Source organism: Ruegeria sp. AB8, from assembly GCF_056542605.1.
Genome location: NZ_JBQGAB010000002.1, coordinates 251,954 through 271,777 on the forward strand (window position 1 = coordinate 251,954; position 19,824 = coordinate 271,777).

At 61.5% G+C, this 19,824-nt stretch carries 21 protein-coding genes; 15 read left to right on the forward strand and 6 right to left on the reverse strand.

From position 1 onward, the window contains the following. Nucleotides 1-66 precede the first annotated feature (66 nt). From ACR0CG_RS03380 to ACR0CG_RS03410, 7 genes are all read left to right on the forward strand, one after another. Nucleotides 67-1,770: an acyl-CoA dehydrogenase family protein gene (locus ACR0CG_RS03380; protein WP_480522848.1), complete on the forward strand. Its 1,704-nt coding sequence runs from the start codon at nucleotides 67-69 to the stop codon at nucleotides 1,768-1,770. After that, nucleotides 1,767-2,816, forward strand: coding sequence for an MBL fold metallo-hydrolase (locus ACR0CG_RS03385; RefSeq protein ID WP_480522849.1), 1,050 nt, complete (start codon nucleotides 1,767-1,769; stop codon nucleotides 2,814-2,816). Before ACR0CG_RS03380 ends, ACR0CG_RS03385 begins: the two co-directional genes overlap by 4 nt. A 3-nt stretch (nucleotides 2,817-2,819) precedes the next feature. Then, a complete protein-coding gene (locus ACR0CG_RS03390; RefSeq protein ID WP_170614358.1) occupies nucleotides 2,820-3,272 on the forward strand; it encodes a DUF6173 family protein in 453 nt (150 codons plus the stop codon). 64 nt (nucleotides 3,273-3,336) lie between these two features. Continuing rightward, nucleotides 3,337-5,175: a glycerophosphodiester phosphodiesterase gene (locus ACR0CG_RS03395; protein WP_480522850.1), complete on the forward strand. Its 1,839-nt coding sequence runs from the start codon at nucleotides 3,337-3,339 to the stop codon at nucleotides 5,173-5,175. Then, on the forward strand, nucleotides 5,162-5,722 hold the full coding sequence (locus ACR0CG_RS03400; RefSeq protein ID WP_480522851.1) for a hypothetical protein: 561 nt from the start codon (nucleotides 5,162-5,164) through the stop codon (nucleotides 5,720-5,722). Before ACR0CG_RS03395 ends, ACR0CG_RS03400 begins: the two co-directional genes overlap by 14 nt. A gap of 67 nt (nucleotides 5,723-5,789) precedes the next feature. Next, on the forward strand, nucleotides 5,790-5,924 hold the full coding sequence (locus tag ACR0CG_RS03405; protein ID WP_170614361.1) for an aa3-type cytochrome c oxidase subunit IV: 135 nt from the start codon (nucleotides 5,790-5,792) through the stop codon (nucleotides 5,922-5,924). A 17-nt stretch (nucleotides 5,925-5,941) separates the two neighbouring features. After that, complete coding sequence (locus tag ACR0CG_RS03410; protein WP_170614362.1) at nucleotides 5,942-6,574, forward strand: hypothetical protein; 633 nt, start codon at nucleotides 5,942-5,944, stop codon at nucleotides 6,572-6,574. Here ACR0CG_RS03410 and ACR0CG_RS03415 read toward each other — a convergent pair. Further along, the gene (locus ACR0CG_RS03415) at nucleotides 6,563-6,895 is read right to left on the reverse strand and encodes an AzlD domain-containing protein (protein ID WP_480522852.1); all 333 of its coding nucleotides are present in this window, start codon (nucleotides 6,893-6,895) and stop codon (nucleotides 6,563-6,565) included. The genes ACR0CG_RS03410 and ACR0CG_RS03415 overlap by 12 nt on opposite strands. Continuing rightward, complete coding sequence (locus ACR0CG_RS03420) at nucleotides 6,892-7,614, reverse strand: AzlC family ABC transporter permease (protein WP_170614364.1); 723 nt, start codon at nucleotides 7,612-7,614, stop codon at nucleotides 6,892-6,894. The genes ACR0CG_RS03415 and ACR0CG_RS03420 overlap by 4 nt, the downstream gene beginning before the upstream one ends. On the opposite strand from ACR0CG_RS03420, the gene ACR0CG_RS03425 reads away from it, so the two are divergent. Genes ACR0CG_RS03425 through ACR0CG_RS03440 form a run of 4 tightly spaced genes read left to right on the forward strand, consistent with a single transcriptional unit; the run spans nucleotide 7,613 to nucleotide 11,746 of the window. Beyond that, complete coding sequence (locus tag ACR0CG_RS03425; protein ID WP_480522853.1) at nucleotides 7,613-8,551, forward strand: formate dehydrogenase accessory sulfurtransferase FdhD; 939 nt, start codon at nucleotides 7,613-7,615, stop codon at nucleotides 8,549-8,551. The two genes, ACR0CG_RS03420 and ACR0CG_RS03425, sit on opposite strands and share 2 nt — an antisense overlap. Next, nucleotides 8,548-9,192 (forward strand): molybdenum cofactor guanylyltransferase MobA, encoded by a 645-nt coding sequence (gene mobA / locus ACR0CG_RS03430; RefSeq protein ID WP_480522854.1) that lies wholly within the window; start codon nucleotides 8,548-8,550, stop codon nucleotides 9,190-9,192. The genes ACR0CG_RS03425 and mobA overlap by 4 nt, the downstream gene beginning before the upstream one ends. Further along, nucleotides 9,189-9,680, forward strand: a complete 492-nt coding sequence (mobB, locus tag ACR0CG_RS03435) for a molybdopterin-guanine dinucleotide biosynthesis protein B (RefSeq protein WP_480522855.1) — start codon at nucleotides 9,189-9,191, stop codon at nucleotides 9,678-9,680. Before mobA ends, mobB begins: the two co-directional genes overlap by 4 nt. Beyond that, nucleotides 9,677-11,746 (forward strand): molybdenum cofactor synthesis domain-containing protein, encoded by a 2,070-nt coding sequence (locus ACR0CG_RS03440; RefSeq protein WP_480522856.1) that lies wholly within the window; start codon nucleotides 9,677-9,679, stop codon nucleotides 11,744-11,746. Before mobB ends, ACR0CG_RS03440 begins: the two co-directional genes overlap by 4 nt. A 9-nt stretch (nucleotides 11,747-11,755) precedes the next feature. Here the strand turns inward: ACR0CG_RS03440 and ACR0CG_RS03445 are convergent, their stop codons facing one another. The 3 genes from ACR0CG_RS03445 to ACR0CG_RS03455 form a co-directional block, all read right to left on the reverse strand. Next, nucleotides 11,756-12,745, reverse strand: coding sequence for a hypothetical protein (locus ACR0CG_RS03445; protein ID WP_170807393.1), 990 nt, complete (start codon nucleotides 12,743-12,745; stop codon nucleotides 11,756-11,758). Nucleotides 12,746-12,759: 14 nt separating this feature from the next. Then, nucleotides 12,760-13,230 (reverse strand): transcription elongation factor GreA, encoded by a 471-nt coding sequence (gene greA / locus ACR0CG_RS03450; protein ID WP_170614368.1) that lies wholly within the window; start codon nucleotides 13,228-13,230, stop codon nucleotides 12,760-12,762. A gap of 232 nt (nucleotides 13,231-13,462) precedes the next feature. Further along, entirely contained in the window at nucleotides 13,463-13,843 is a 381-nt protein-coding gene (locus tag ACR0CG_RS03455; RefSeq protein WP_170614369.1) for a VOC family protein, read from the reverse strand. 87 nt (nucleotides 13,844-13,930) lie between these two features. Here ACR0CG_RS03455 and soxR point away from each other — a divergent pair, with 87 nt between their 5' ends. The 4 genes from soxR to ACR0CG_RS03475 all read left to right on the forward strand — a co-directional run bounded on the left by soxR (nucleotide 13,931) and on the right by ACR0CG_RS03475 (nucleotide 18,794). Beyond that, on the forward strand, nucleotides 13,931-14,386 hold the full coding sequence (soxR, locus tag ACR0CG_RS03460) for a redox-sensitive transcriptional activator SoxR (RefSeq protein ID WP_480522857.1): 456 nt from the start codon (nucleotides 13,931-13,933) through the stop codon (nucleotides 14,384-14,386). Between the two features lie 136 nt (nucleotides 14,387-14,522). Continuing rightward, nucleotides 14,523-16,169 carry an electron transfer flavoprotein-ubiquinone oxidoreductase gene (locus ACR0CG_RS03465; RefSeq protein ID WP_170614371.1) on the forward strand — a complete coding sequence of 549 codons (1,647 nt, stop codon included), beginning with the start codon at nucleotides 14,523-14,525 and terminating at the stop codon, nucleotides 16,167-16,169. 101 nt (nucleotides 16,170-16,270) lie between these two features. Continuing rightward, complete coding sequence (locus ACR0CG_RS03470; protein ID WP_480522915.1) at nucleotides 16,271-17,986, forward strand: tetratricopeptide repeat protein; 1,716 nt, start codon at nucleotides 16,271-16,273, stop codon at nucleotides 17,984-17,986. Next, complete coding sequence (locus tag ACR0CG_RS03475) at nucleotides 17,976-18,794, forward strand: 4-(cytidine 5'-diphospho)-2-C-methyl-D-erythritol kinase (protein ID WP_480522858.1); 819 nt, start codon at nucleotides 17,976-17,978, stop codon at nucleotides 18,792-18,794. Before ACR0CG_RS03470 ends, ACR0CG_RS03475 begins: the two co-directional genes overlap by 11 nt. On the opposite strand, the gene ACR0CG_RS03480 is transcribed toward ACR0CG_RS03475, so the two are convergent. Beyond that, nucleotides 18,787-19,785: a polyprenyl synthetase family protein gene (locus tag ACR0CG_RS03480; protein WP_480522859.1), complete on the reverse strand. Its 999-nt coding sequence runs from the start codon at nucleotides 19,783-19,785 to the stop codon at nucleotides 18,787-18,789. The two genes, ACR0CG_RS03475 and ACR0CG_RS03480, sit on opposite strands and share 8 nt — an antisense overlap. Nucleotides 19,786-19,824: the final 39 nt, after the last annotated feature.

Consider the following 19,824-nt stretch of genomic DNA (forward strand, 5'->3'; position numbering starts at 1 on the left):
TAGTGCCGTGCGCGGATGATTCCAAGCCCGCCTGCGCAAACCGAACTGACAGCCCCGAGGGAAGCCATGACGTATCGCGCCCCAGTCCCAGATTATGAATTCCTGTTCCGCAACGTGATCGACTTCGACCAGATCGCAGCCACCGAGATGTTTTCAGAGGCCAGTACGGATGTGGTCAGCGCCATTCTGACCGAAGCAGGCAGGATGTGCGAAGAAGTGATGGCCCCGCTGCAACGCCCCGGTGATCTGGAACCGGCGCGGCTGGAAAACGGGGTTCTGCGCTCGTCTCCGGGGTATGCCGATGGCTGGAAGGCGATATCCGAAGGGGGCTGGATCGGGATAAGCGGCGATCCTGAATATGGCGGCATGGGCCTGCCGATGACCTTGACCAGCGCAGTGAACGAGATGATGAGCGCGGCCTGCCTTTCGCTGCAACTGGCCCCGCTGATGAGCCAGGGCCAGATCGAGGCGCTGGAGCATCATGCCAGCGCCGAGCTGAAAGAGCTTTACCTGCCCAAACTGATGTCGGGCGAATGGTCCGGCACGATGAACCTGACCGAGGCGCAGGCCGGGTCGGACGTGGGCGCCCTGGCCTCAAAGGCGGAACCGAACGGGGATGGCACCTACGCGGTGACGGGTCAGAAGATCTTCATCTCGTGGGGCGACAACGATTTCGCGGAAAACGTCTGCCACCTGGTGCTGGCGCGCCTGCCGGACGGCGTTCCCGGGACCAAGGGAATTTCCCTGTTTCTGGTGCCCAAGTTCATCCCGGATGAGAACGGCAATCCGGGCGTGGCGAACGATCTGAAGGTTGTGTCGCTTGAGCACAAGATGGGCCTGCACGGCTCACCGACCTGCGTCATGCAATATGACGGGGCCAGGGGCTGGCTGGTTGGCAAGGAACATGGCGGCATGGCCGCGATGTTTACGATGATGAACAATGCCCGTCTGGGTGTTGGCGGGCAGGGCGTCGGCGTTGCGGAAGGCGCCTATCAGCATGCGCTGGCCTACGCGCTTGAGCGCAGGCAGGGCAAGACGCCCTCGGGTACGATCATCGACCATGCCGATGTGCGCCGCATGCTGATGGAAATGCGCGCGGATGTGTTCGCGGCACGGGCCATCCTGCTGGCCAATGCAGTGGCCATCGACATGGCCAACGCGACCGGCGATGCGGACTGGTCGGCCCGCGCGGCACTGCTGACGCCGATTGGTAAGGCTTTTGGCACCCAGACCGGCATGCGTGTCGCTGAAACCGGCGTGCAGGTTCACGGCGGCATGGGCTTTATCGAGGAAACCGGAGCGGCCCAGTATTACCGCGACGTTCGCGTGACCGCGATTTACGAAGGCACCAATGGCATTCAGGCGATGGATCTGGTCGCCCGCAAAATGATGGACGGCGGTGAGGCTGCGGCACGGCTGCTGGATGAAATCGAAGATCACGCAGAACAGGCGCGAGCCACCATGCCGGAACTGGCCGGCCCGGTCTGGGAAGCCACCGAAAGCCTGCGTGAGGTCACCGAATGGCTGGTTTCCCAGTCGGAAATGAACAACCGCTTTGCCGGGGCCGTCCCATATCTGCAAGCTTTTGCGAGGGTTCTGGGCGCGCATTATCATCTGGCGGCGGCGCTGGCGGAACCCGATGGGCCGCGGTTCAAGCTGGCGCGGTTCTACATCAACGCTTTGTTGCCCGAATATGCGGGCCTACTGGCACAGGCGCAAAACGGTGCGGACGACATCTTCGCGCTCAACGTGGACGAGCTGCTGGCATGAAGGATGGTGAGCAACGATTGACGACGCACTACCCCTGGCCGGACCCTCCGGCCCCCGGTGAGGCGATCGAGATTGCCGAAGGCGTCCTTTGGCTGCGCCTGCCGCTGCCCATGGCGCTGGATCACGTCAATGTCTATGCGCTGGATGATGGCGACGGCTGGACGGTGATCGACACCGGAATTTCGTCCAGAAAGTCGCGTGGCATCTGGCAAACGCTGATGGATGGGCCACTGGCGGGCAAGCCTGTGACCCGTGTTGTCGTTACGCATCATCACCCCGACCATGTTGGCAATGCAGGGTGGTTCCAGACCGAACACGGCGCTGAACTGGTGGCCAGCCGCACCGCATGGCTGTTTTCGCGGATGCTGACGCTGGACGTGCAGGAAACCTGGCCGCAAGAAACGTTGGACTACTACCGCAGCGCGGGCATGGCGCATGAAATTCTGGCAAAGCGCATGTCGGACCGGCCCTTCAACTTTGCCGACACCGTCTATCCGATGCCGCTGGGCTATACCCGGATCAAACAGGGCGACGTGATCCGCATGGGCGGGCGTGACTGGGACGTTCACATGGGCAATGGCCATGCGCCCGAACACGCCACGTTCTGGAGCCGCGATGACAATCTTGTCCTGTCCGGCGATCAGATCATCAGCTCGATCAGCCCCAATCTGGGTGTCTATGTCACCGAACCCATGGCGGATCCGGTGGCCGAGTGGCTGGAAGCCTGCGAGCGGCTGTCGGCGCTGGCGCGTCCCGATCATCTGGTGCTGGCCGGGCACAAGCTGCCCTTCACCGGATTGCCGGTTCGCATGCGGCAACTGGTCGACAATCATCACGGCGCGCTCCGGCGGCTGCTGGATCATCTGGACCGGCCCAATTCTGCCGCCGAGTGCTTTGCCCCCCTGTTCAAGCGTCCGATTGGCGAAGGTGAATACGGTCTCGCGCTGGTCGAGGCGGTTGCACATCTGAACCATCTCTACCACATTGATGCTGTAACCCGGTCGCGCCGCGCGGACGGGGCGTGGGAGTTTCAGCGCAAAGGGTAAGCCATGCAGGATCAGATCGAAACCTCGGCCGAGGCCGCAGAATCCGCCGCATTGCCACGCTGTTACGAGGTCCACGCCAACTCCAGTGCGCAATCGGGCAACAAGGATCTTCCCGGCCGCCTGAAAAAACCGGTCGAAACCAAAAGCCCGGCGCAGTGGGCCTATGAACGCCTGATCCTGTATATCCAGAATTTTGAAAAGACGCTGGACGGCGATCAGGAGGTTGCCATGGGCTTCACCGGCGGCGATGCCGGGGTGATGCGGATCGAGGGGATGGGTTATTTCGACCCTGACGTGATCACCTTTTTCGGCTCGGACGCCACCGGTGCGCGCACCCAACTGGTACAGCATGTCAGCCAGTTGAACGTGATGCTGCGCGCGCTGCCCAAATCGGTCGAGGACAAGCCTGCCAACCGCATCGGTTTTCGGCTGGCTGCGGATCTGGAAGAAAGCTGACAGTCCCGCTTGCAATTCACGCAATCGCAGCCTTGAATGAGCGTATCATTCAGGAGAGCGCCGCGTGACACATTTCTCAACCGTTACAGAGGCCTGGCGGGGGGCTTGGGCGCGCCGTCGGGTGTTCGTACCGATCTATGTTGCGGTGCGACTTTTGCTGGTGGCGCTGATTGCGCCGGGCGTGGCGATAGCCGTGCAACTGGCGGTGTCGCTGTCCAATCAAAGCGCCCTGACCGATCAGGCCATTGCCGGGTTCATCCTGTCCCCGGTGGGCTTTATCGCGGCGATCCTTGCGCTCAGCCTGTTTCTGCTGGCCGAAGTGTTTGTCTTCTCCGTCATGGCGGGTTCTCTGCGCATGGGCGAGGCCGATCCCTGGCGCGCCGGCAGTTCCGCCATCCGGCTGATCCTGTCCCGACTGCCCGCTTTGTTCGGCTTTGCAGTCCGGTTTGTCCTGCGCGTGTTGCTGCTGGTTCTGCCCTTTGCAGCCATTGCCGCCGTTGTCGCGTGGTGGACACTGACGGAATACGACATCAACTATTACCTGACCTTCCAGCCACCCTCGTTCTGGGTGGCGGTTTTGCTGATCGGGTTAATCGTTCTGGCATTGGCCTGGGTTTTGATCCGCAGGCTGTCGGCCTGGGCCCTGTCGCTGCATCTGGTTCTGTTTGAAAGCTGCAATCCCGCAGACGCGTTTGAGGCCAGCACCGGGCGGATGGAGGGCAAACGCGGACGCCTCAAGATCGAATTGGCGCAGTGGCTGGGTATTCGCATTGCGATCGCAGCCGGAATTGCGGCTGTGGCCGGGTTTCTGTTCGATCTCGTGCCCCTGCAACCAGGTGGTCGTCTGCAACTGGCACTGACCTACACGCTGGTGATTGCCGCGCTCTGGTCGCTGGCCGGTCTTGTTCTGGCAGCCGTCGCGCTGGGCGCTTTGGCGGTGCTGCTGGACGGTTTCTTCGAGGCAAAAACGTCAGACATCCTCCACCCCGAACCGGGCAACTTGAGGTTGCCGCTATTTGGTGTTCTGGGGGCTGCCGTCCTTGCAGTGCTGGTCGGTGGCTGGTTCGGGCAGCGGTTGCTTGAACAGGTACAGGCCCCCGACCACGCGGATGTCATCGGCCACCGTGGGGCCGCGGCCTTGCGTCCCGAAAACACCATGGCGGCCGTTCTGAAGGCCATTGAGGATGGCGCGGACTGGGTTGAGATCGATGTGCAGGAAACGGCCGATGGTGAGGTCATCGTCGCCCATGACAGCGATTTCATGAAACTGGCGGGCGTCAACCTCAAGGTCTGGGATGTCACAATGGACGACGTCGCGGACATCGACATCGGTAGTTGGTTCGGACCCGAATACGCCTCGGAACGCACGCCGACTCTGCGTGAGGTGTTGGAAGCCGCAAAAGGCCGATCGAAGGTGATCATCGAACTGAAATATTACGGCCATGACGTCGATCTGGAAAACCGGGTTGCCACAATTGTCGAAGAAATGGGGATGCAGGACGGCATCGCCACAATGTCCCTGAAATATCCGGCGGTGCAGAAGATGAAGGCCCTTCGCCCGGAATGGCGCGCCGGTGTTCTGGCCGCGACCGCAGTTGGCAATCTGTCGGGGTTGGATGGCGATTTTCTGGCGGTGAACGCGGCGATGGCGACACCCGGGCTAATCCGGTCTGTCCATGCTGCCGGCAAGGATTTGTATGTGTGGACGGTGAACGATCCGTTGCAGATGTCGGCTTTGGCGTCGATGGGCGTCGATGGTCTGATCACCGACCGGCCTGCCATGGCCCGCGAGGTTCTGCGCGTCCGAGCCGAGATGGGTCCGGCGGAACGTTTGCTGCTGTGGTTGGCCACCGAGTTCGGGATGACCGTGGACACAGAGGCGATGCGCGATGCGAGCCCTTAAACCGGCGCTTGTCCTGATCGCCCTTGGCACATCCGCCGCCGCGCAAGATCTGATGCGCGGCATCGAGATGCCCGGCCATCAGGCCCTGATGGCACAATCGGCCGGGGCTGAAGCGGCGCCATTTGAAACCGATGGCTGCTCGGGCGGGCTGTCGGCCAGCTGGCGATTGGTGGCTGACATGATCCCAAGCTTCGCCGCACGCTATGAAAACGACCCTCCGTGGGAATATTGCTGCGTTACCCATGACAGCGCCTATCACAACGCCGGCGGCGCAACGCGGGCCGAAGACAGCTATGACGCCCGCCTGTCGGCGGACGATGCACTGCACGCCTGCGTCGAACAACACGGCGATAAACATGCCGAAGAATACGCGGATCGCTACGGGGTGACACCCGAGCAGGTCCGAACCGCCCATTCGGTCACCGCGGATGCCATGTATATGGCGGTGCGATTTGGTGGCGGCCCCTGTTCCGGCCTGCCATGGCGATGGGGCTTTGGTTTCCCGGGCTGTTCGGTATTCGGGTCACAGTCACCTGCGCGCGAATGACGTGGTGACAGCGCTTTCGTTTTCCTTTATCCAAAGCCCAAACACGCGAATTCAGGAGTCTTCCGACATGGCCGAACACAAGCACGGCGAGATGGACATCACAGTTCAAACCAAAACCTTCGAAGGGTTCGTCAAAGCCACAGTCTGGTGCTGTGTGGCCATTGCTTTCCTGGGATTGTTCCTGGCGGTTTTCGCGTCTTGACCTGAACGGGGCGAACCGTGCTCAGAATAATTGTTGCCTGCCTGCTGGCAGTGACCGTGGCTGGCTGCACCGGATCGAATCGTCCGCAGGCAGACCTGGCCGAGGTCGCTGCACGGTCCTACCGTGACCCCGGCCCGTCGACGCTGACGCTTTACACGATGATCAACACCCGGACCGGATCGGGTGCGCATACGTCGCTGATGATCAGCGCCAGCGAGCGGGTGATCTTTGACCCTGCGGGATCGTTCCGTGCGGATGTGGTTCCGAACAAGGATGATGTCCTATACGGTATCACGCCCGCTGTCGAACGCGCCTATCGCAGCTCGCACGCGCGCGAGACGCACTATGCGCGCATCCAGACCATCGAGGTCACGCCGCAACAGGCCGAGATCGCCTATCAACTGGCCAAGCAGTCCGGCCCGGTCGCCAGCGCGTATTGCGCCCATTCGACGGCCAGTATCCTGAGGCAAGTGCCGGGGTTCGAACAGATCGACGTCACATTCTACCCGGTCAAACTGTCGGAACAGTTCGCCCAGATTCCGGGCGTGGTGACGGAAGAATACCGTGAATACGACGACGCGGACCTGCAAAAGGGACTGGCTGCGAACAACGCGCGCCTCAATCAACTGGACGCGACCTCAACTCAGTAGGTAGAGCAACCCGTACAGCGTGGCGGCGCCCGAAAAGATTGCCGCCAGAACATTCTTGGTGACCAGACCGACCGACAGCGCCACCACGGCGGCAGCCATGCGGGGCAGGTCCGGCTGACCTTCGGTTGCGGCGGGCCAGACAACAAGTGGTGCGATCAGCGCCGGAATGATCGCCACCGCCGTGTACCGCAGATGACGCAGCAGCCACGGCGGCATGGGGCGATCTCCGACAAGGCCGATAAAGGTAAAACGCAGGGCAAAGCTGCCGACGGCCAGGCCGACGATGATGATCCACATGGTTGCCGGGTCAATCTGGGTCATGTCTCTTTCCGCTCCAGCCTGCGTTCCAGCATCAGTTCGGCCTGCGCGCCCGCCATCATGCCCGCCGCGCCAGCGATCAGCAGGCCCAGATTGAATGGCACCGAAACGGCCAGCAGGGCGACAATGATCGCAACCAGCGCCGCAATCACATGCGCCAGCGTCCGCATCATTGGTCCAATCATGGCCAGAAACGTGATCGGCAGGGCGAAATCCAGCGCCCAGCTTTCCGGGATTTGCGCGCCCAGCACCGCCCCGAGATAGGTGGCGAATATCCAAAGCGGGGTGATCGGTGTGACCGAGCCAAAGAAATAGGCCATCCGCTGCGGTACAGTCATCTTCGGCTCTTTTTCAAACTGGACGATCCCACAAGCATAGGATTGATCGACCGTCAGGTAGGCCGCAATGGCCCTTTGCCACAACGGGGCGGCCCCCAGATAAGGTGTCAGCGAGGCGGAATACATTGCCACCCGCAGGTTCACCGCAAGCGCCGAGATCAGCACAATCGCCGTAGGCGTGTTGTCCTGCAACAGTTGCAGGGCGGTGAACTGCGCGGCACCCGCAAACACCGTTGCGGAAAACGCGATGGTCTGAACGATATCCAGCCCGGCCTCGGTCGCGAAAACACCAAACAGCGTGCCAAAGGGGATGGCCACGAAGATAAACGGCGTGCCGTCCCGAAAACCCTTCCAGAAGTAAGACTTGGATGTGGTGTCTGCCATGGCTAGATCCTATGGTGTCGCCAGCACAACTAGCGGTCTTAGGAAAGGGTTGCAATTGGCCACGCACACGGACCTGTCGGACTACATCATCGCGCCTGATCCCGGCGCGGCCCGCCTGACCCGCGCGGTGGAAGGCGTGGACCAGAACGGCGAGGTCAGCCAGATCTCGGTGGTCGAGGAGCGCCCGCTGACGATTTTCCTCAATGCGCAGGAGATCGTGACGGCGATGACCATCGGCGACTACCCCGAATATCTGGCGCTGGGTTTTCTGCGCAATCAGGGGATGCTGCTGGCGGATGATGAGATCACCGGCGTCGATTATGACGACGATCTGGAAACCGTGGTTGTTCGCACAGCGCGCCAGACCTCGTACGAGGAAAAGCTGAAGAAAAAGACCCGCACCAGCGGTTGCGCAGTCGGAACCGTCTTTGGCGACATGATGGAGGGGCTTGAGGATGTTCGCCTGCCGCAGGTTTCGGTCCGCACCTCATGGCTTTATGAACTTGCGGCCCGGGTCAACCGCACCCCGTCGCTGTATCTTCAGGCCGGGGCGATTCACGGCACCGTCCTGTGCCGGGAAAACCGCCCGCTGGTCTATATGGAAGACGTGGGCCGCCACAACGCCGTCGACAAGATTGCAGGCTGGATGCTGTCCGAGAGTGAGTTGGCAGAGGATAAGATCCTCTACACCACGGGCCGCCTGACGTCCGAGATGGTGATCAAGACCGCGATGATGGGCATTCCGGTTCTGGCTTCGCGATCGGGATTCACGGCATGGGGCGTTGAAATTGCACGTGAGGTCGGGTTGACCCTGATCGGTCGGATGCGCGGCCAGCGGTTCGTATGCCTGTCCGGCGAGGATCGTCTTGTTCGGGATATCAACCCCTCGTCCGTGGCGGTTGAGGACAAAAAACATCGCAGGAAAAGCGCAGGATGACCAAACCAAAGGGCGTGATCCTTGCAGGCGGTCTGGCCACCCGGATGGGCGGAGGCGACAAGGGCCTGCTGCAACTGGGCGGGCAAAGCCTGCTGACCCGGGTAATTGACAGGCTGGCGCCGCAGGTCGATGGTCTGGCGCTGAACGCCAATGGCGATCCGTCCCGGTTCAGTGCCCTGAACCTGCCTGTGCTGCCGGACACAATCGAAGGTTTTGCCGGTCCGCTGGCCGGTGTTCTGGCCGGTCTCGACTGGGCCGCGGAGCAGGGCGCCAATAGCATCGTCACCGCTGCTGCCGACACGCCGTTCTTTCCCCGCGATCTGGTGGCGCGGCTGATGCAGGCGGCTGAAGGACAGGCGCATCCGCTTGTACTGGCGACGACCCCGCGCACGGGTGACGAAGCTCTGAAATCCGGCGGTGGAAAGCGGGTCAACCGGCACCCGACATTCGGGTTGTGGCCAGTCGCATTGCGCGACGATCTGCGGGCCGCGTTGCAGGACGGGCTGCGCAAGGTCGTCTTGTGGACCGATAAACATGACGGTCGCGAGGCGCTGTTTCCGGCAGACCCTTTCGATCCGTTCTTCAACGTGAACACGCCCGAAGACCTCGAAAGGGCGCAGACCCTGCCGGAGCAGGCATGAGGGTCTACGGCGTCACCGGCTGGAAAAACGCGGGCAAGACCGGGTTGATGGAGCGACTGGTGGCCGAGATCACCGGACGGGGGTTCACGGTTTCAACCGTCAAACACGCGCATCATGCCTTTGACGTCGATCAGCCGGGCACCGACAGCAACCGTCACCGTGATGCCGGCGCCTCCGAGGTTCTGCTGGCGTCCGGGCAGCGTGTCGCCCTGATGCAGGAACTGCGCGGCGCACCCGAGCCGTCTCTGGACTCGCTGCTGGCCCGGCTATCACCGGTCGATCTGGTCCTGATCGAAGGATACAAACGTGAAGGCCACCCCAAGGTCGAGGCATTTCGGGCCGAACCCGGCAACCCGCTGATCGCTTTAAAGGATGAAACGATCCGGGCGGTGGCCAGCGACACGCCACTGGATCTGGATCGCCCGGTCTTTGACCTGAACGACACTGCGCGCATTGCTGCGTTCATCCTGCAAGAGGTTGGTTTGTGACCGCATTCGACACCTTTGCGATGGTCGATTGGTCTGGTGGAAATGACACCGGGCTAACGCCCCGCAAGGATGCGATCTGGGGGTGCGTGGTACGCGATGGGGGCCCTGGCGAAGCGGAGTACCTGCGCAACCGGCAAGTAGCGGAAGACTGGCTGACAAGGCTGATCGAAACGGAACTGAGCGCAGGCCGTCGTCTGTGTCTGGGGTTCGACTTCCCGTTTGGCTATCCCCGGGGGTTTGCCCGCGCGCTGACCGGCTCGGACGATCCGCTGGTCTTGTGGGACTGGTTCGAGCACCGGATCGAAGACGCGCCAAAGGCCAATAACCGTTTCGACCTTGCCGGCCGGATCAACCAGGGATTCGGCGGCAAGGGGCCATTCTGGTTCAACGGTCTGGCCCGCGAAGTCCCGGGCCTGCCAAAGACCAAAACGGACTACCACAATCCCTTCCCGGATCGTCGACAGGTGGAAATTCTGGCCAAGGGCAGCTTCACCTGCTGGCAGATGGGCGGATCCGGTGCGGTTGGCGGGCAGGTGATGACCGGGCTGCCGGTTCTGTCCCGCCTGCGCCGGCGATTTGCAGGGCAGGTGGCCGTCTGGCCGTTCGAAGTGCTGGACAAACCGGTCGCCTTTGTCGAAATCTGGCCCTCACTGACACTGGGCAGGGAACCCGATGACCGGATCAGGGATGCCTGGCAGGTCGAACAGGTCGCGATGTCTCTGGCGCAGATGCCAGAGGCGGAACTGAACCGGCTGCTGACCGTCAGCGCAGCCGAAGAAGGATGGATTTTGGGCGTGCCACAGGACAAACCGAATATCACACCACCGCCATTGCAAAACGACTGCTTTGCGCTGCCCGCAGGCGTGGACTGGACCCCGGTCGATGAGGCACTGACCTTGCTGCAGGACCGGCTTGCTGTGGTGAAGGGGGCTGAGACCGTGCCACTGGGGCAGGCGACAGGTCGTATTCTGGCGGCGGATCAGATCGCGAAACGCTCCAATCCGCCGCAACCCAATACGGCGGTAGATGGCTATGGGTTTGTAGGGCCTTTTGCAGAAGGCGCACAGGTTCTGCCCCTGATCCAAGGGCGCGCGGCGGCGGGTATACCGTTTGAAGGCACCGTTCCCCCCGGTCAGGCCCTTCGGGTTCTGACCGGGGCGGCTCTGCCCGCGGGTGTGGATACCGTCATTCTGGAAGAGGATGTGACCGTTCAGGACGGCCACATTGCCTTTCACGGCCCTTTGAAGAAGGGCGCGAATACCCGAAAGGCAGGCGAGGATGTGGCCTCCGGCGATCTGGCTTTGGCCGCAGGTCGCCGCCTGACACCCCCGGATCTGGCGCTGCTGTCAGCAGTGGGAATTGCCGAGGTTCCGGTGCGCAAGACCCTGCGCGTGGCGGTTCTGTCCACCGGTGACGAACTGGTCGAAGCCGGAGAGCCCGCCGGACCCGGGCAGATATTCGATGCCAACCGCCCGATGTTGCTGTCTCTGGCAGCCCGGATGGGATTCTCTGCGGTCGATCTGGGCCGTGTGGCCGATGATCGTGACGCGCTGGCGACGCGGCTGGACGAGGCGTCCGAGCGGGCCGATGTGATTCTGACCAGTGGTGGCGCATCCTCCGGCGACGAAGATCATGTCTCCGCTCTGCTGCGGCAGGCCGGGGCGATGCATGAATGGCGCATTGCGCTGAAACCGGGCCGTCCGCTGGCGCTGGGGATGTGGAAGGGCACTCCGGTCTTCGGTTTGCCGGGCAATCCGGTCGCGGCACTGGTCTGCACGCTGATCTTTGCGCGCCCGGCCCTGGGGCTGATGGCCGGTGAAGGCTGGCAGGAACCGCAAGCGTTTGACCTGCCCGCCGGCTTTGAAAAACGCAAGAAACCTGGTCGCCGAGAATATCTGCGTGCTCGGGTCCGGGACGGTCGTGCCGAAGTATTTGCGTCAGAAGGTTCGGGCCGGATCAGCGGCCTCAGCTGGGCCGAGGGACTGGTCGAGATCGAAGACGGCGCGCGTCATATCCGGCCCGGCGACCCCGTCCGGTTCATTCCATATGCCAGTTTCGGGTTGTAGCCCGGCCTGTCAGTCGAACGTACCGGCGACACGCCCCAGCAGCATGAATGCGCGGGCGGTTCGGGTTTCACCCAGCGCGGTCAGTTCAGCATCGCTGGCGATGGGCTCGAATTCCACGATCATGTTGTCGAACCGGCGCAGAAAATGGTGCGCGGCGTCGCGGAAAATCGGGTCTTGCTTCATCCGCGCTGCCGTCAAGGCCAGCGAGGACCGGTCCCGAATGCCGCCCAGAGCGGCCACTGCACGGCCGCGTGCGCCCTGCGCGAACTGGCGCCAGATTTCAGGTCGGGCCATGTCGGGACGCAGGTCGTCCATATAGATCCCCTCCTGGCTGAGAAGGGTCAGCACATCCTGCGAGGCCTGCACCAGTTGTGCGGTCTTCCTGTCCTTCAGCGCCAGCCTCAGGGCGTCGAACCCTTCGGCATCGTCCTGTGTTTCAGGAAAGTTCAGGGCACGGATAAAGATACCGGTCGGCAGAGGGCGCGCGATGTCTTCCGCTGGTGTGCCAAGCGCAAGTGAGGTCTGGTCTCCCGGTGATGGTGCCGCCCTGCGCACAGGTTCGCGGCGCTTGGAAGAAAACGTAGCCAACGCGCTTTCGGTCTTCTTCGCCGTCTGCGCGATTTCATCCAGCTTCTTGCTGACGGCGGGCTCATACGTACTGGCGGCGCGCTGCTGCTGTGTGACATAGGCGTTTCGGATCGCGTCGATTGCCGTCTGCAGTCGGGCACTTTCCTCGCGCATGACACGGCTGGCGCGCATGGCCATGGCCGCCACCCAGATCATGGCCACGGGCATGAACACTGCAAGCAGCGTGACGATAAAACTGCTGGTTTCGACCCGGCCGGGCAGCACCAGAAAAACCACTGAAACAACCAGCCAGATCAGGCTGAGAACAACAGCCGCGATCTCGATGCCGCTCACCGACGGCGCTCCGGGGCGATCATAGATGCCCAGAGATGTCGGTTGCTTGGTTTCGCGGTCAGGATTGGACCCCGACATGATCAACGCTCCGATCAGGCGTACTCGATACTCAGAATTTCATAAGACCGCACACCGCCGGGGGTGCGGACTTCGACACTGTCCCCCTCTTCCTTGCCAATCAGGGCGCGGGCAAGGGGGGATTTGATGTTCAACAGGCCTTTTTCGATATTGGCCTCATATTCACCCACGATTTTCCAGGTCTTTTCTTCGTCGGTGTCTTCATCGACCAGCCTGACCTTGGCGCCGAACTTGATCGCGCCCGACAGTTTGGCCGGATCAATTACGTCAGCTAGCGACAGGATACCTTCCAGCTCTTTGATGCGCCCTTCGATAAAACCCTGTTTTTCACGGGCCGAATGATACTCGGCGTTTTCCTTCAGGTCGCCCAGTTCCCGCGCCGTTGCGATGGCCTCGATGATCGCCGGGCGTTCGACGGACTTCAGGTTCTTCAATTCCGCCTCAAGCGCGGCATTGCCCGCGGGCGTCATGGGAATTTTTTCCATTTTGTCTTCGTCCACGCATAAATTGAGTCGCCCCGCCGCTCAAAGCGTCGGGGCGAATGATGGGTCGTCAGATACCTGACCCAAATGCAGCGTGAAATGCAAGGGGGCTCAGCGGTTCCGGTGCTTTATTCGCGAACTCGCGCCGTCTGGATGGGGCAAGGCATACCTGCGGCGATGCCCCAGAAGGTCGCCCCTGCGCCAGTGATGCGCTTCGGTTCCCAGCCACAGCAACTCAATCATACTGCACCACCTCGAATTCGATGCCGTTGTCATCCTCGAAATAGAACCGCCTGCCGGGTTCGTAATCCGCATGGTTGTGCGGCTTGAATCCCGCTTTGCGCACCTTGCTTTCAGTGGCATCGATATCCTCGACCAGCACGCCGACATGGTTCAGCCCGCCGACATAATCGTAACTGTTCTCACCCGAGCGCATGGGTTTGCCCGGCGCATAGAGCGCGAGATAGGTGTGTGCGCTGCCCACGTGGACCGTATAGCCGCCAGCGATTGCCGGACCTTCCCACCGGGTTTTCCAGCCAAAGACCTTCTCCATCCAGTCTGCCGAAGCCTTTGGGTCGCGGACAGTGAAATTGGTGTGTTCAAGCGTCGCCATCATGGGATCTCCTTTGCGAATTCAGGCTTGTCACGACTCACCGTAATTTCTAAACCTAACTTTAGGTCAAGAAATTTTTTTGAGGTTCCGATGGCTGCATCCGAAGGGCTGGCAATTGGCGCACTGGCCCGGCGCACCGGACTGGCTGTTTCAGCCATCCGGTATTACGAGGCGCAGGGCCTGATTGCTCCCTGGCGCAATGCAGGCGGGCAGCGTCGCTATCAACGTGCCGATATCCGGCGGCTGAGTTTTGTCATGATCGCCCAGCAATTCGGCCTGACCCTGCCGGAGATCCGAGAGGTGCTGTCGGGCCTGCCCGGAAACCGCACCCCCACACCGCAGGACTGGAAGCAGATCAGCACCACCCTGCGCGCCCGGCTGGATCAGCGAATCGATACCCTGACACGATTGCGCGACAATCTGGATGGCTGCATCGGGTGCGGCTGCCTCAGCCTGCCGAAATGCGCCCTTTACAACCCCGATGACCGGGCAAAATCCAATGGTAGCGGTCCCAGGTATCTCATGGGTGATACACCAGACGGCTGAACTGCCGTATTGCTGCTGTTTTACGCCGTGTTTTGATTGACCAAGGTCTTGCCGACCGGGTAATCAGCCGTGAAACAAAATTGCGCAGACCACGCAGTGAAAGCGCCAATTCGGAAAGTTAGCTAAGGAGCCCGCGATGGCCGAGATTGAACGCGAAGCGATGGAATACGATGTGGTGATCGTGGGCGCAGGCCCCGCGGGCCTGTCGGCGGCCATTCGTCTGAAACAGCTGGATGCCGACCTGAACGTCGTTGTTCTGGAAAAGGGCTCGGAAGTGGGCGCGCATATCCTGTCGGGTGCGGTACTGGATCCGTGCGGTCTGGATGCGCTGATCCCCGACTGGAAGGAAAAGGGCGCGCCGCTGAACGTGCCTGTGCACGAAGACAATTTCTACATGCTGGGGGAGGCGGGCAAGATCCGCATCCCCAACTTCCCGATGCCACCGCTGATGAACAACCATGGCAACTACATCGTGTCGATGGGCAATGTCTGCCGCTGGATGGCGGAACAGGCCGAAGAGCTGGGCGTTGAGATCTTCCCGGGCATGGCGTGTTCTGAACTGGTTTACGGCGACAATGGCGAAGTCAAAGGCGTGGTGGCCGGTGTCTTTGGTCTGGAAGCGGATGGTTCCTATGGTCCGAACACCGAACCGGGCATGGAACTGCACGGCAAATACGTCTTCCTGTCCGAAGGTGTCCGCGGTTCACTGTCCAAGGAAGTCATCGCCAAGTACGACCTGTCGGCCGGTAAAGAACCGCAGAAATACGGCGTCGGCATGAAAGAGATCTGGGAGATCGACCCGGCCAAGCACAAGGAAGGCTCGGTCACGCACACCATGGGCTGGCCGCTGGGCAGCAACGCAGGTGGCGGGTCGTTCATCTATCATCTTGAAAACAATCAGGTCTATGTCGGTTTCGTGGTGCACCTGAACTACAAGAACCCGCACCTGTATCCTTACATGGAATTCCAGCGCTTCAAGCATCACCCGATGGTCGCCGAACTGCTGAAAGGCGGCAAGCGCGTGGCCTACGGCGCCCGCGCGATCACCGAAGGCGGCCTTCAGTCGATGCCGAAACTGGTCGCACCCGGCGTGGCGCTGCTGGGCTGTTCTGCGGGCATGGTCAACGTGCCGCGCATCAAGGGCAACCACAACGCGATGCTGTCGGGCAAGGCCGCAGCCGAGGCTGCTTATGACGCCATCAAAGCCGACCGCTCGGGCGACGAACTGACCGCCTACGAGGCCGACGTGCGCGAAGGCGCAATCGGCAGCGACCTCAAGAAGGTGCGCAACGTCAAGCCGCTTTGGTCGAAATACGGCCTGACTGCTTCGCTGGTGCTGGGCGGCATGGACATGTGGACCAACACGCTGGGCTTCTCGTTACTGGGTACTCTGGGTCATGGCAAGAACGACGCGGAATCGACCGAAGATGCCAGCAAGCACAAGCCGATCGACTATCCCAAACCTGACGGAACGCTGTCGTTCGATCGTTTGACCAACGTTTCCTTCGCGGCCACCAATCACGAGGAAAGCCAGCCCTGCCACCTGCGCCTGGCCGACCCCGAGATCCCGGTCAAGGTCAACCTGCCCAGGTTCGACGAACCGGCGCAGCGCTACTGCCCGGCGGGCGTCTACGAGATGGTCGAGGATGAAAACGGACCGCGATTCGTGATCAACTTCCAGAACTGCGTCCACTGCAAGACCTGCGACATCAAGGATCCCAGCCAGAATATCACCTGGACCACACCGCAGGGCGGCGACGGGCCGAACTATCCAAACATGTAAGCGAAAACCCGGGCAATGGCGGCGTCGTGAAGGCTCTGCCATTGCCTCTCAGGGGCCAAAGCCCTAGCTTGTCGTTCAGATAACGATAGCGAGGCAGAATTCTGGTGATTTCCCTGGTTCGACGCGTGGCATTGGCTGCAGTGCTTTCTTCCCCTATTGCCGTTCCGGTTTTGGCCGATACTGGCGCCGGGGCGTATCTTGCGGGTCGTCAGGCGATCTATGAAAGCGACTATACGGCGGCCGAGAAATACTACTCGCAGGCCCTGCGCTTTGATCCGGAAAACCTGCACCTGCTGGAAAGCGTGGTCGTGGCCCGTCTCGCGCTGGGCGAGATCCAGCGGGCCCTGCCCGTCGCGCAGAAAATCGTGGACAACGACTTGCCAAGCCAGGCCGCGCGCATGGTGCTGTCGGCGACTTTGGTGGCAGACGAAAAATATGACGCGTTTCTGGCGCTTGATCCGGAAACGCAAGGCGTCGGGCCGCTGGTTGACGGGCTAATGATTGCCTGGACCTACATGGCGCAGGGCGCCATGACCAAAGCGATGGAGCAGTTTGACAAGGTTTCCACGCAGGACGGTCTGAGGGAGTTTTCGCTGTATCATAAGGCAATGGCCCTTGCGTCCGTGGGCGATTTCGAAGGGGCTGAGGCAATTTTTGCCGAAAACAACGGAACCATTGCCCGCTTCAGCCGCCGCGCTGCACTTGCCCGGGCCGAGGTCCTGTCGCAACTGGACCGCAATGCCGATGCGCTGGCATTTCTGGACGAAGTGTTTTCCATAGGCAGCGACCCGACCATCGAAGGCTACGAGACGCGTCTGACCGACGGCGAAACCCTGCCTTTCACACATATAGGTTCGGTGCGGGACGGCATGGCCGAGGTTTTCTTTTCGGTTGGCGCGGCACTGAATGGCGAAGCGGCACAGAACTATGTTCTGCTCTACACACGTGTGGCGACCTTTCTGCGCCCCGATCACGTCGACGCGATTTTGCTGGGGGCAGAGCTGCTGGACGATCTGGAACAGTTTGATCTTGCAGTTGCGGCCTATCGGACAGTGCCTTCCGACAGCGCCGATTTTCACGTTGCCGAACTGGGCCGGGCCGAGGTTCTGGGGCGCGCAGGCAAGAAAGACGCTGCAGCGGAAGTTCTGCAGAACCTGGCGGCACAACGCCCTAACCTGCCGTCCGTTCATGTGGCACTGGCCGATTTGTTGCGCCGGGACGAAAACTATGCCGCCGCCGTGCCGTCCTACGACCGGGCGATCGAGCTGACCGAAACCGGGGCGGGCGGCAGCTGGTTTCTGTATTATGCCCGCGGAATTTCGCATGAGCGTCTCAAGAACTGGGATCAGGCCGAGGCGGATTTCCGCCGCGCGCTTGAACTGAACCCGGATCAGCCGCAAGTGCTGAATTACCTCGGCTACTCGCTGGTCGAAAGGCGCGAAAAGCTGGACGAGGCGCTTGAAATGATCGAACGCGCCGTCGCCACGCGCCCGGACAGCGGTTATATCGTGGATAGCCTCGGCTGGGTTCTGTTCCGGCTCGGCCGCTATGAAGAAGCCGTTGAGCATATGGAACGCGCCATCGAACTGATGCCGGTCGACCCGGTGGTCAATGATCATCTGGGCGACGTCTACTGGGCCGTTGGACGCGACCGCGAGGCCGAGTTCCAGTGGAAACGCGCCCTGTCCTTCATCGACCCCGACGACACCGATGGTGAGGCCGATCCCGATCGTATCCGGCGCAAGCTCGAGATCGGGTTGGACGCGGTTCTGGCGGAAGAAGGCGCAGAGCCGCTTCAGGTTGCCAATGAAGGCTGAGGCATTTGCCCCCGCCAAGATCAACCTGACCCTGCATGTGACCGGCCAGCGCGAAGATGGCTATCACCTGCTGGATTCTCTGGTCGTGTTCGCAGATATCGGTGACCACCTGACGTTCGAGCCCGGCCCGGACCTTTCCATAGACGTCACCGGTGAACATGCCCGGGGTGTTCCATCCGATCAGCGTAATCTGGTTTGGCAGGCGGCGGATGCAGTTGGCTGGACAGGCCGAATTACCCTGAACAAGTCGTTGCCCCATGGGGGCGGTATCGGCGGCGGGTCTTCGGATGCGGCTGCGACATTGCGTGTGCTCGCCGGATCGGGCAACGGAAAGCCGCCGAACCCGGTGTCACTGGGTGCTGATATTCCGGTCTGTTTGATGGCGAAAGCCGCGCGAATGCGGGGCATAGGCGAACAGATCAAGCCAGTTTCCTTGCCGCCGCTTTATGCGGTTCTGGTCAACCCTTGCGTCGGGGTACCGACCGGTTCCGTGTTCAAGGCGATGGAAACGCGCGACAACCCGGCCATGCCCGAGGATATCCCTGCATTTGAAACGGCGGAAGACTGCGCCGCGTGGCTGAAAGGCCAGCGCAACGATCTGCAGGTACCAGCCATGGGCATTGCGCCTCAGATCGGGCGGGTTCTGGATGAGCTCGACGCCTCTCGCGGTGTTCTTCTGTCGCGAATGTCCGGCTCGGGCTCGACCTGTTTCGGGCTTTACCCGTCCATGAAGGCCGCGCATTTCGCGGCCTATGAGATCGGCGCGGCCCATTCCGAATGGTGGTGTCGCGCAACGCAGCTTAGTTGAGGCGCGCGACCACGTAATCGGCCAGATCGCGCAGCAGCGACCGGATCTCGTGATCGGGCAGCAACTCCAGCGCGGTTTTGGCCTTGGCAGCCCAGCCGATGGCATCAGAACGGGTGGCCTCCAGCGTGCCGTATTTGTTCATCAAGCTCAGTGCATGATCCAGATCGCCGTCCTGCTGGCGGCCTTTGCCAATCGTGCGTTCCCAGAAGGCGTGTTCATCGGCAGTGGCTTGTGCCACGGCCTTGATCACCGGCAGGGTCAGCTTGCGCTCGCGGAAATCATCGCCGACATTCTTGCCGGTTGCCTTGCTGTCGCCCTGATAGTCCAGCAGGTCATCGGCGATCTGAAAGGCAATGCCAAGCGCGTCGCCATAGTTGAACAACGCTTTCACCTGCTCTTCCGATGCACCGGCAATCACGCCGCCTACCTCGGTTGCAGCCGAAAACAGCGCGGCCGTCTTTCCGCGCACCACCTGCAGATAAATGTCCTCGTGGGTGCCCAGGTCGGTGGCTGCCGTCATCTGCAACACTTCACCCTCGGCAATCGTGGCCGAAGCGTTTGCCAGAATGTCCAGAACGCGCAACGACCCGGTATCCACCATCAGCTGGAAACTGCGGGAAAACAGGTAATCGCCAACCAGAACACTGGATTTGTTGTCCCACAGCAGGTTTGCCGTGGGCCGCCCGCGCCGCTGGGCGCTTTCGTCCACAACGTCGTCATGCAGAAGCGTGGCGGTATGAATGAACTCGACCGTCGCGGCCAGACGCACATGGTGGTCGCCTGAATAGCCAAACAGACGGGCTGCGGCCAGAGTCAGCATGGGGCGCAGACGCTTGCCGCCCGCCTCAACCAGATGAGCGGTCACTTCGGGGATACGGGGGGCGTGTTCCGACGCCATGCGCGTGCGGATCAGATGGTTTACCGCATCCATTTCACCGGCCAGAATGTCGGCCAGCCGTTCATGTGGTTTCGAGATTGTGCTGACGTTCATCACACTCCTGATACAAGGCTCGACTTCCGCCGCTCCTTG

What these genes read in the sequence shown, in the direction of transcription:
- ACR0CG_RS03380 (WP_480522848.1), top strand. Translation starts at nt 67, where the DNA reads ATGACGTATCGCGCCCCAGTCCCAGATTATGAATTCCTGTTCCGCAAC.
- ACR0CG_RS03385 (WP_480522849.1), top strand. Translation starts at nt 1,767, where the DNA reads ATGAAGGATGGTGAGCAACGATTGACGACGCACTACCCCTGGCCGGAC.
- ACR0CG_RS03390 (WP_170614358.1), top strand. Translation starts at nt 2,820, where the DNA reads ATGCAGGATCAGATCGAAACCTCGGCCGAGGCCGCAGAATCCGCCGCA.
- ACR0CG_RS03400 (WP_480522851.1), top strand. Translation starts at nt 5,162, where the DNA reads ATGCGAGCCCTTAAACCGGCGCTTGTCCTGATCGCCCTTGGCACATCC.
- ACR0CG_RS03405 (WP_170614361.1), top strand. Translation starts at nt 5,790, where the DNA reads ATGGCCGAACACAAGCACGGCGAGATGGACATCACAGTTCAAACCAAA.
- ACR0CG_RS03415 (WP_480522852.1), bottom strand. Translation starts at nt 6,895, where the DNA reads ATGACCCAGATTGACCCGGCAACCATGTGGATCATCATCGTCGGCCTG.
- ACR0CG_RS03425 (WP_480522853.1), top strand. Translation starts at nt 7,613, where the DNA reads ATGGCTAGATCCTATGGTGTCGCCAGCACAACTAGCGGTCTTAGGAAA.
- ACR0CG_RS03420 (WP_170614364.1), bottom strand. Translation starts at nt 7,614, where the DNA reads ATGGCAGACACCACATCCAAGTCTTACTTCTGGAAGGGTTTTCGGGAC.
- mobA (WP_480522854.1), top strand. Translation starts at nt 8,548, where the DNA reads ATGACCAAACCAAAGGGCGTGATCCTTGCAGGCGGTCTGGCCACCCGG.
- mobB (WP_480522855.1), top strand. Translation starts at nt 9,189, where the DNA reads ATGAGGGTCTACGGCGTCACCGGCTGGAAAAACGCGGGCAAGACCGGG.
- ACR0CG_RS03445 (WP_170807393.1), bottom strand. Translation starts at nt 12,745, where the DNA reads ATGTCGGGGTCCAATCCTGACCGCGAAACCAAGCAACCGACATCTCTG.
- greA (WP_170614368.1), bottom strand. Translation starts at nt 13,230, where the DNA reads ATGGAAAAAATTCCCATGACGCCCGCGGGCAATGCCGCGCTTGAGGCG.
- ACR0CG_RS03455 (WP_170614369.1), bottom strand. Translation starts at nt 13,843, where the DNA reads ATGATGGCGACGCTTGAACACACCAATTTCACTGTCCGCGACCCAAAG.
- soxR (WP_480522857.1), top strand. Translation starts at nt 13,931, where the DNA reads ATGGCTGCATCCGAAGGGCTGGCAATTGGCGCACTGGCCCGGCGCACC.
- ACR0CG_RS03465 (WP_170614371.1), top strand. Translation starts at nt 14,523, where the DNA reads ATGGCCGAGATTGAACGCGAAGCGATGGAATACGATGTGGTGATCGTG.
- ACR0CG_RS03475 (WP_480522858.1), top strand. Translation starts at nt 17,976, where the DNA reads ATGAAGGCTGAGGCATTTGCCCCCGCCAAGATCAACCTGACCCTGCAT.
- ACR0CG_RS03480 (WP_480522859.1), bottom strand. Translation starts at nt 19,785, where the DNA reads ATGAACGTCAGCACAATCTCGAAACCACATGAACGGCTGGCCGACATT.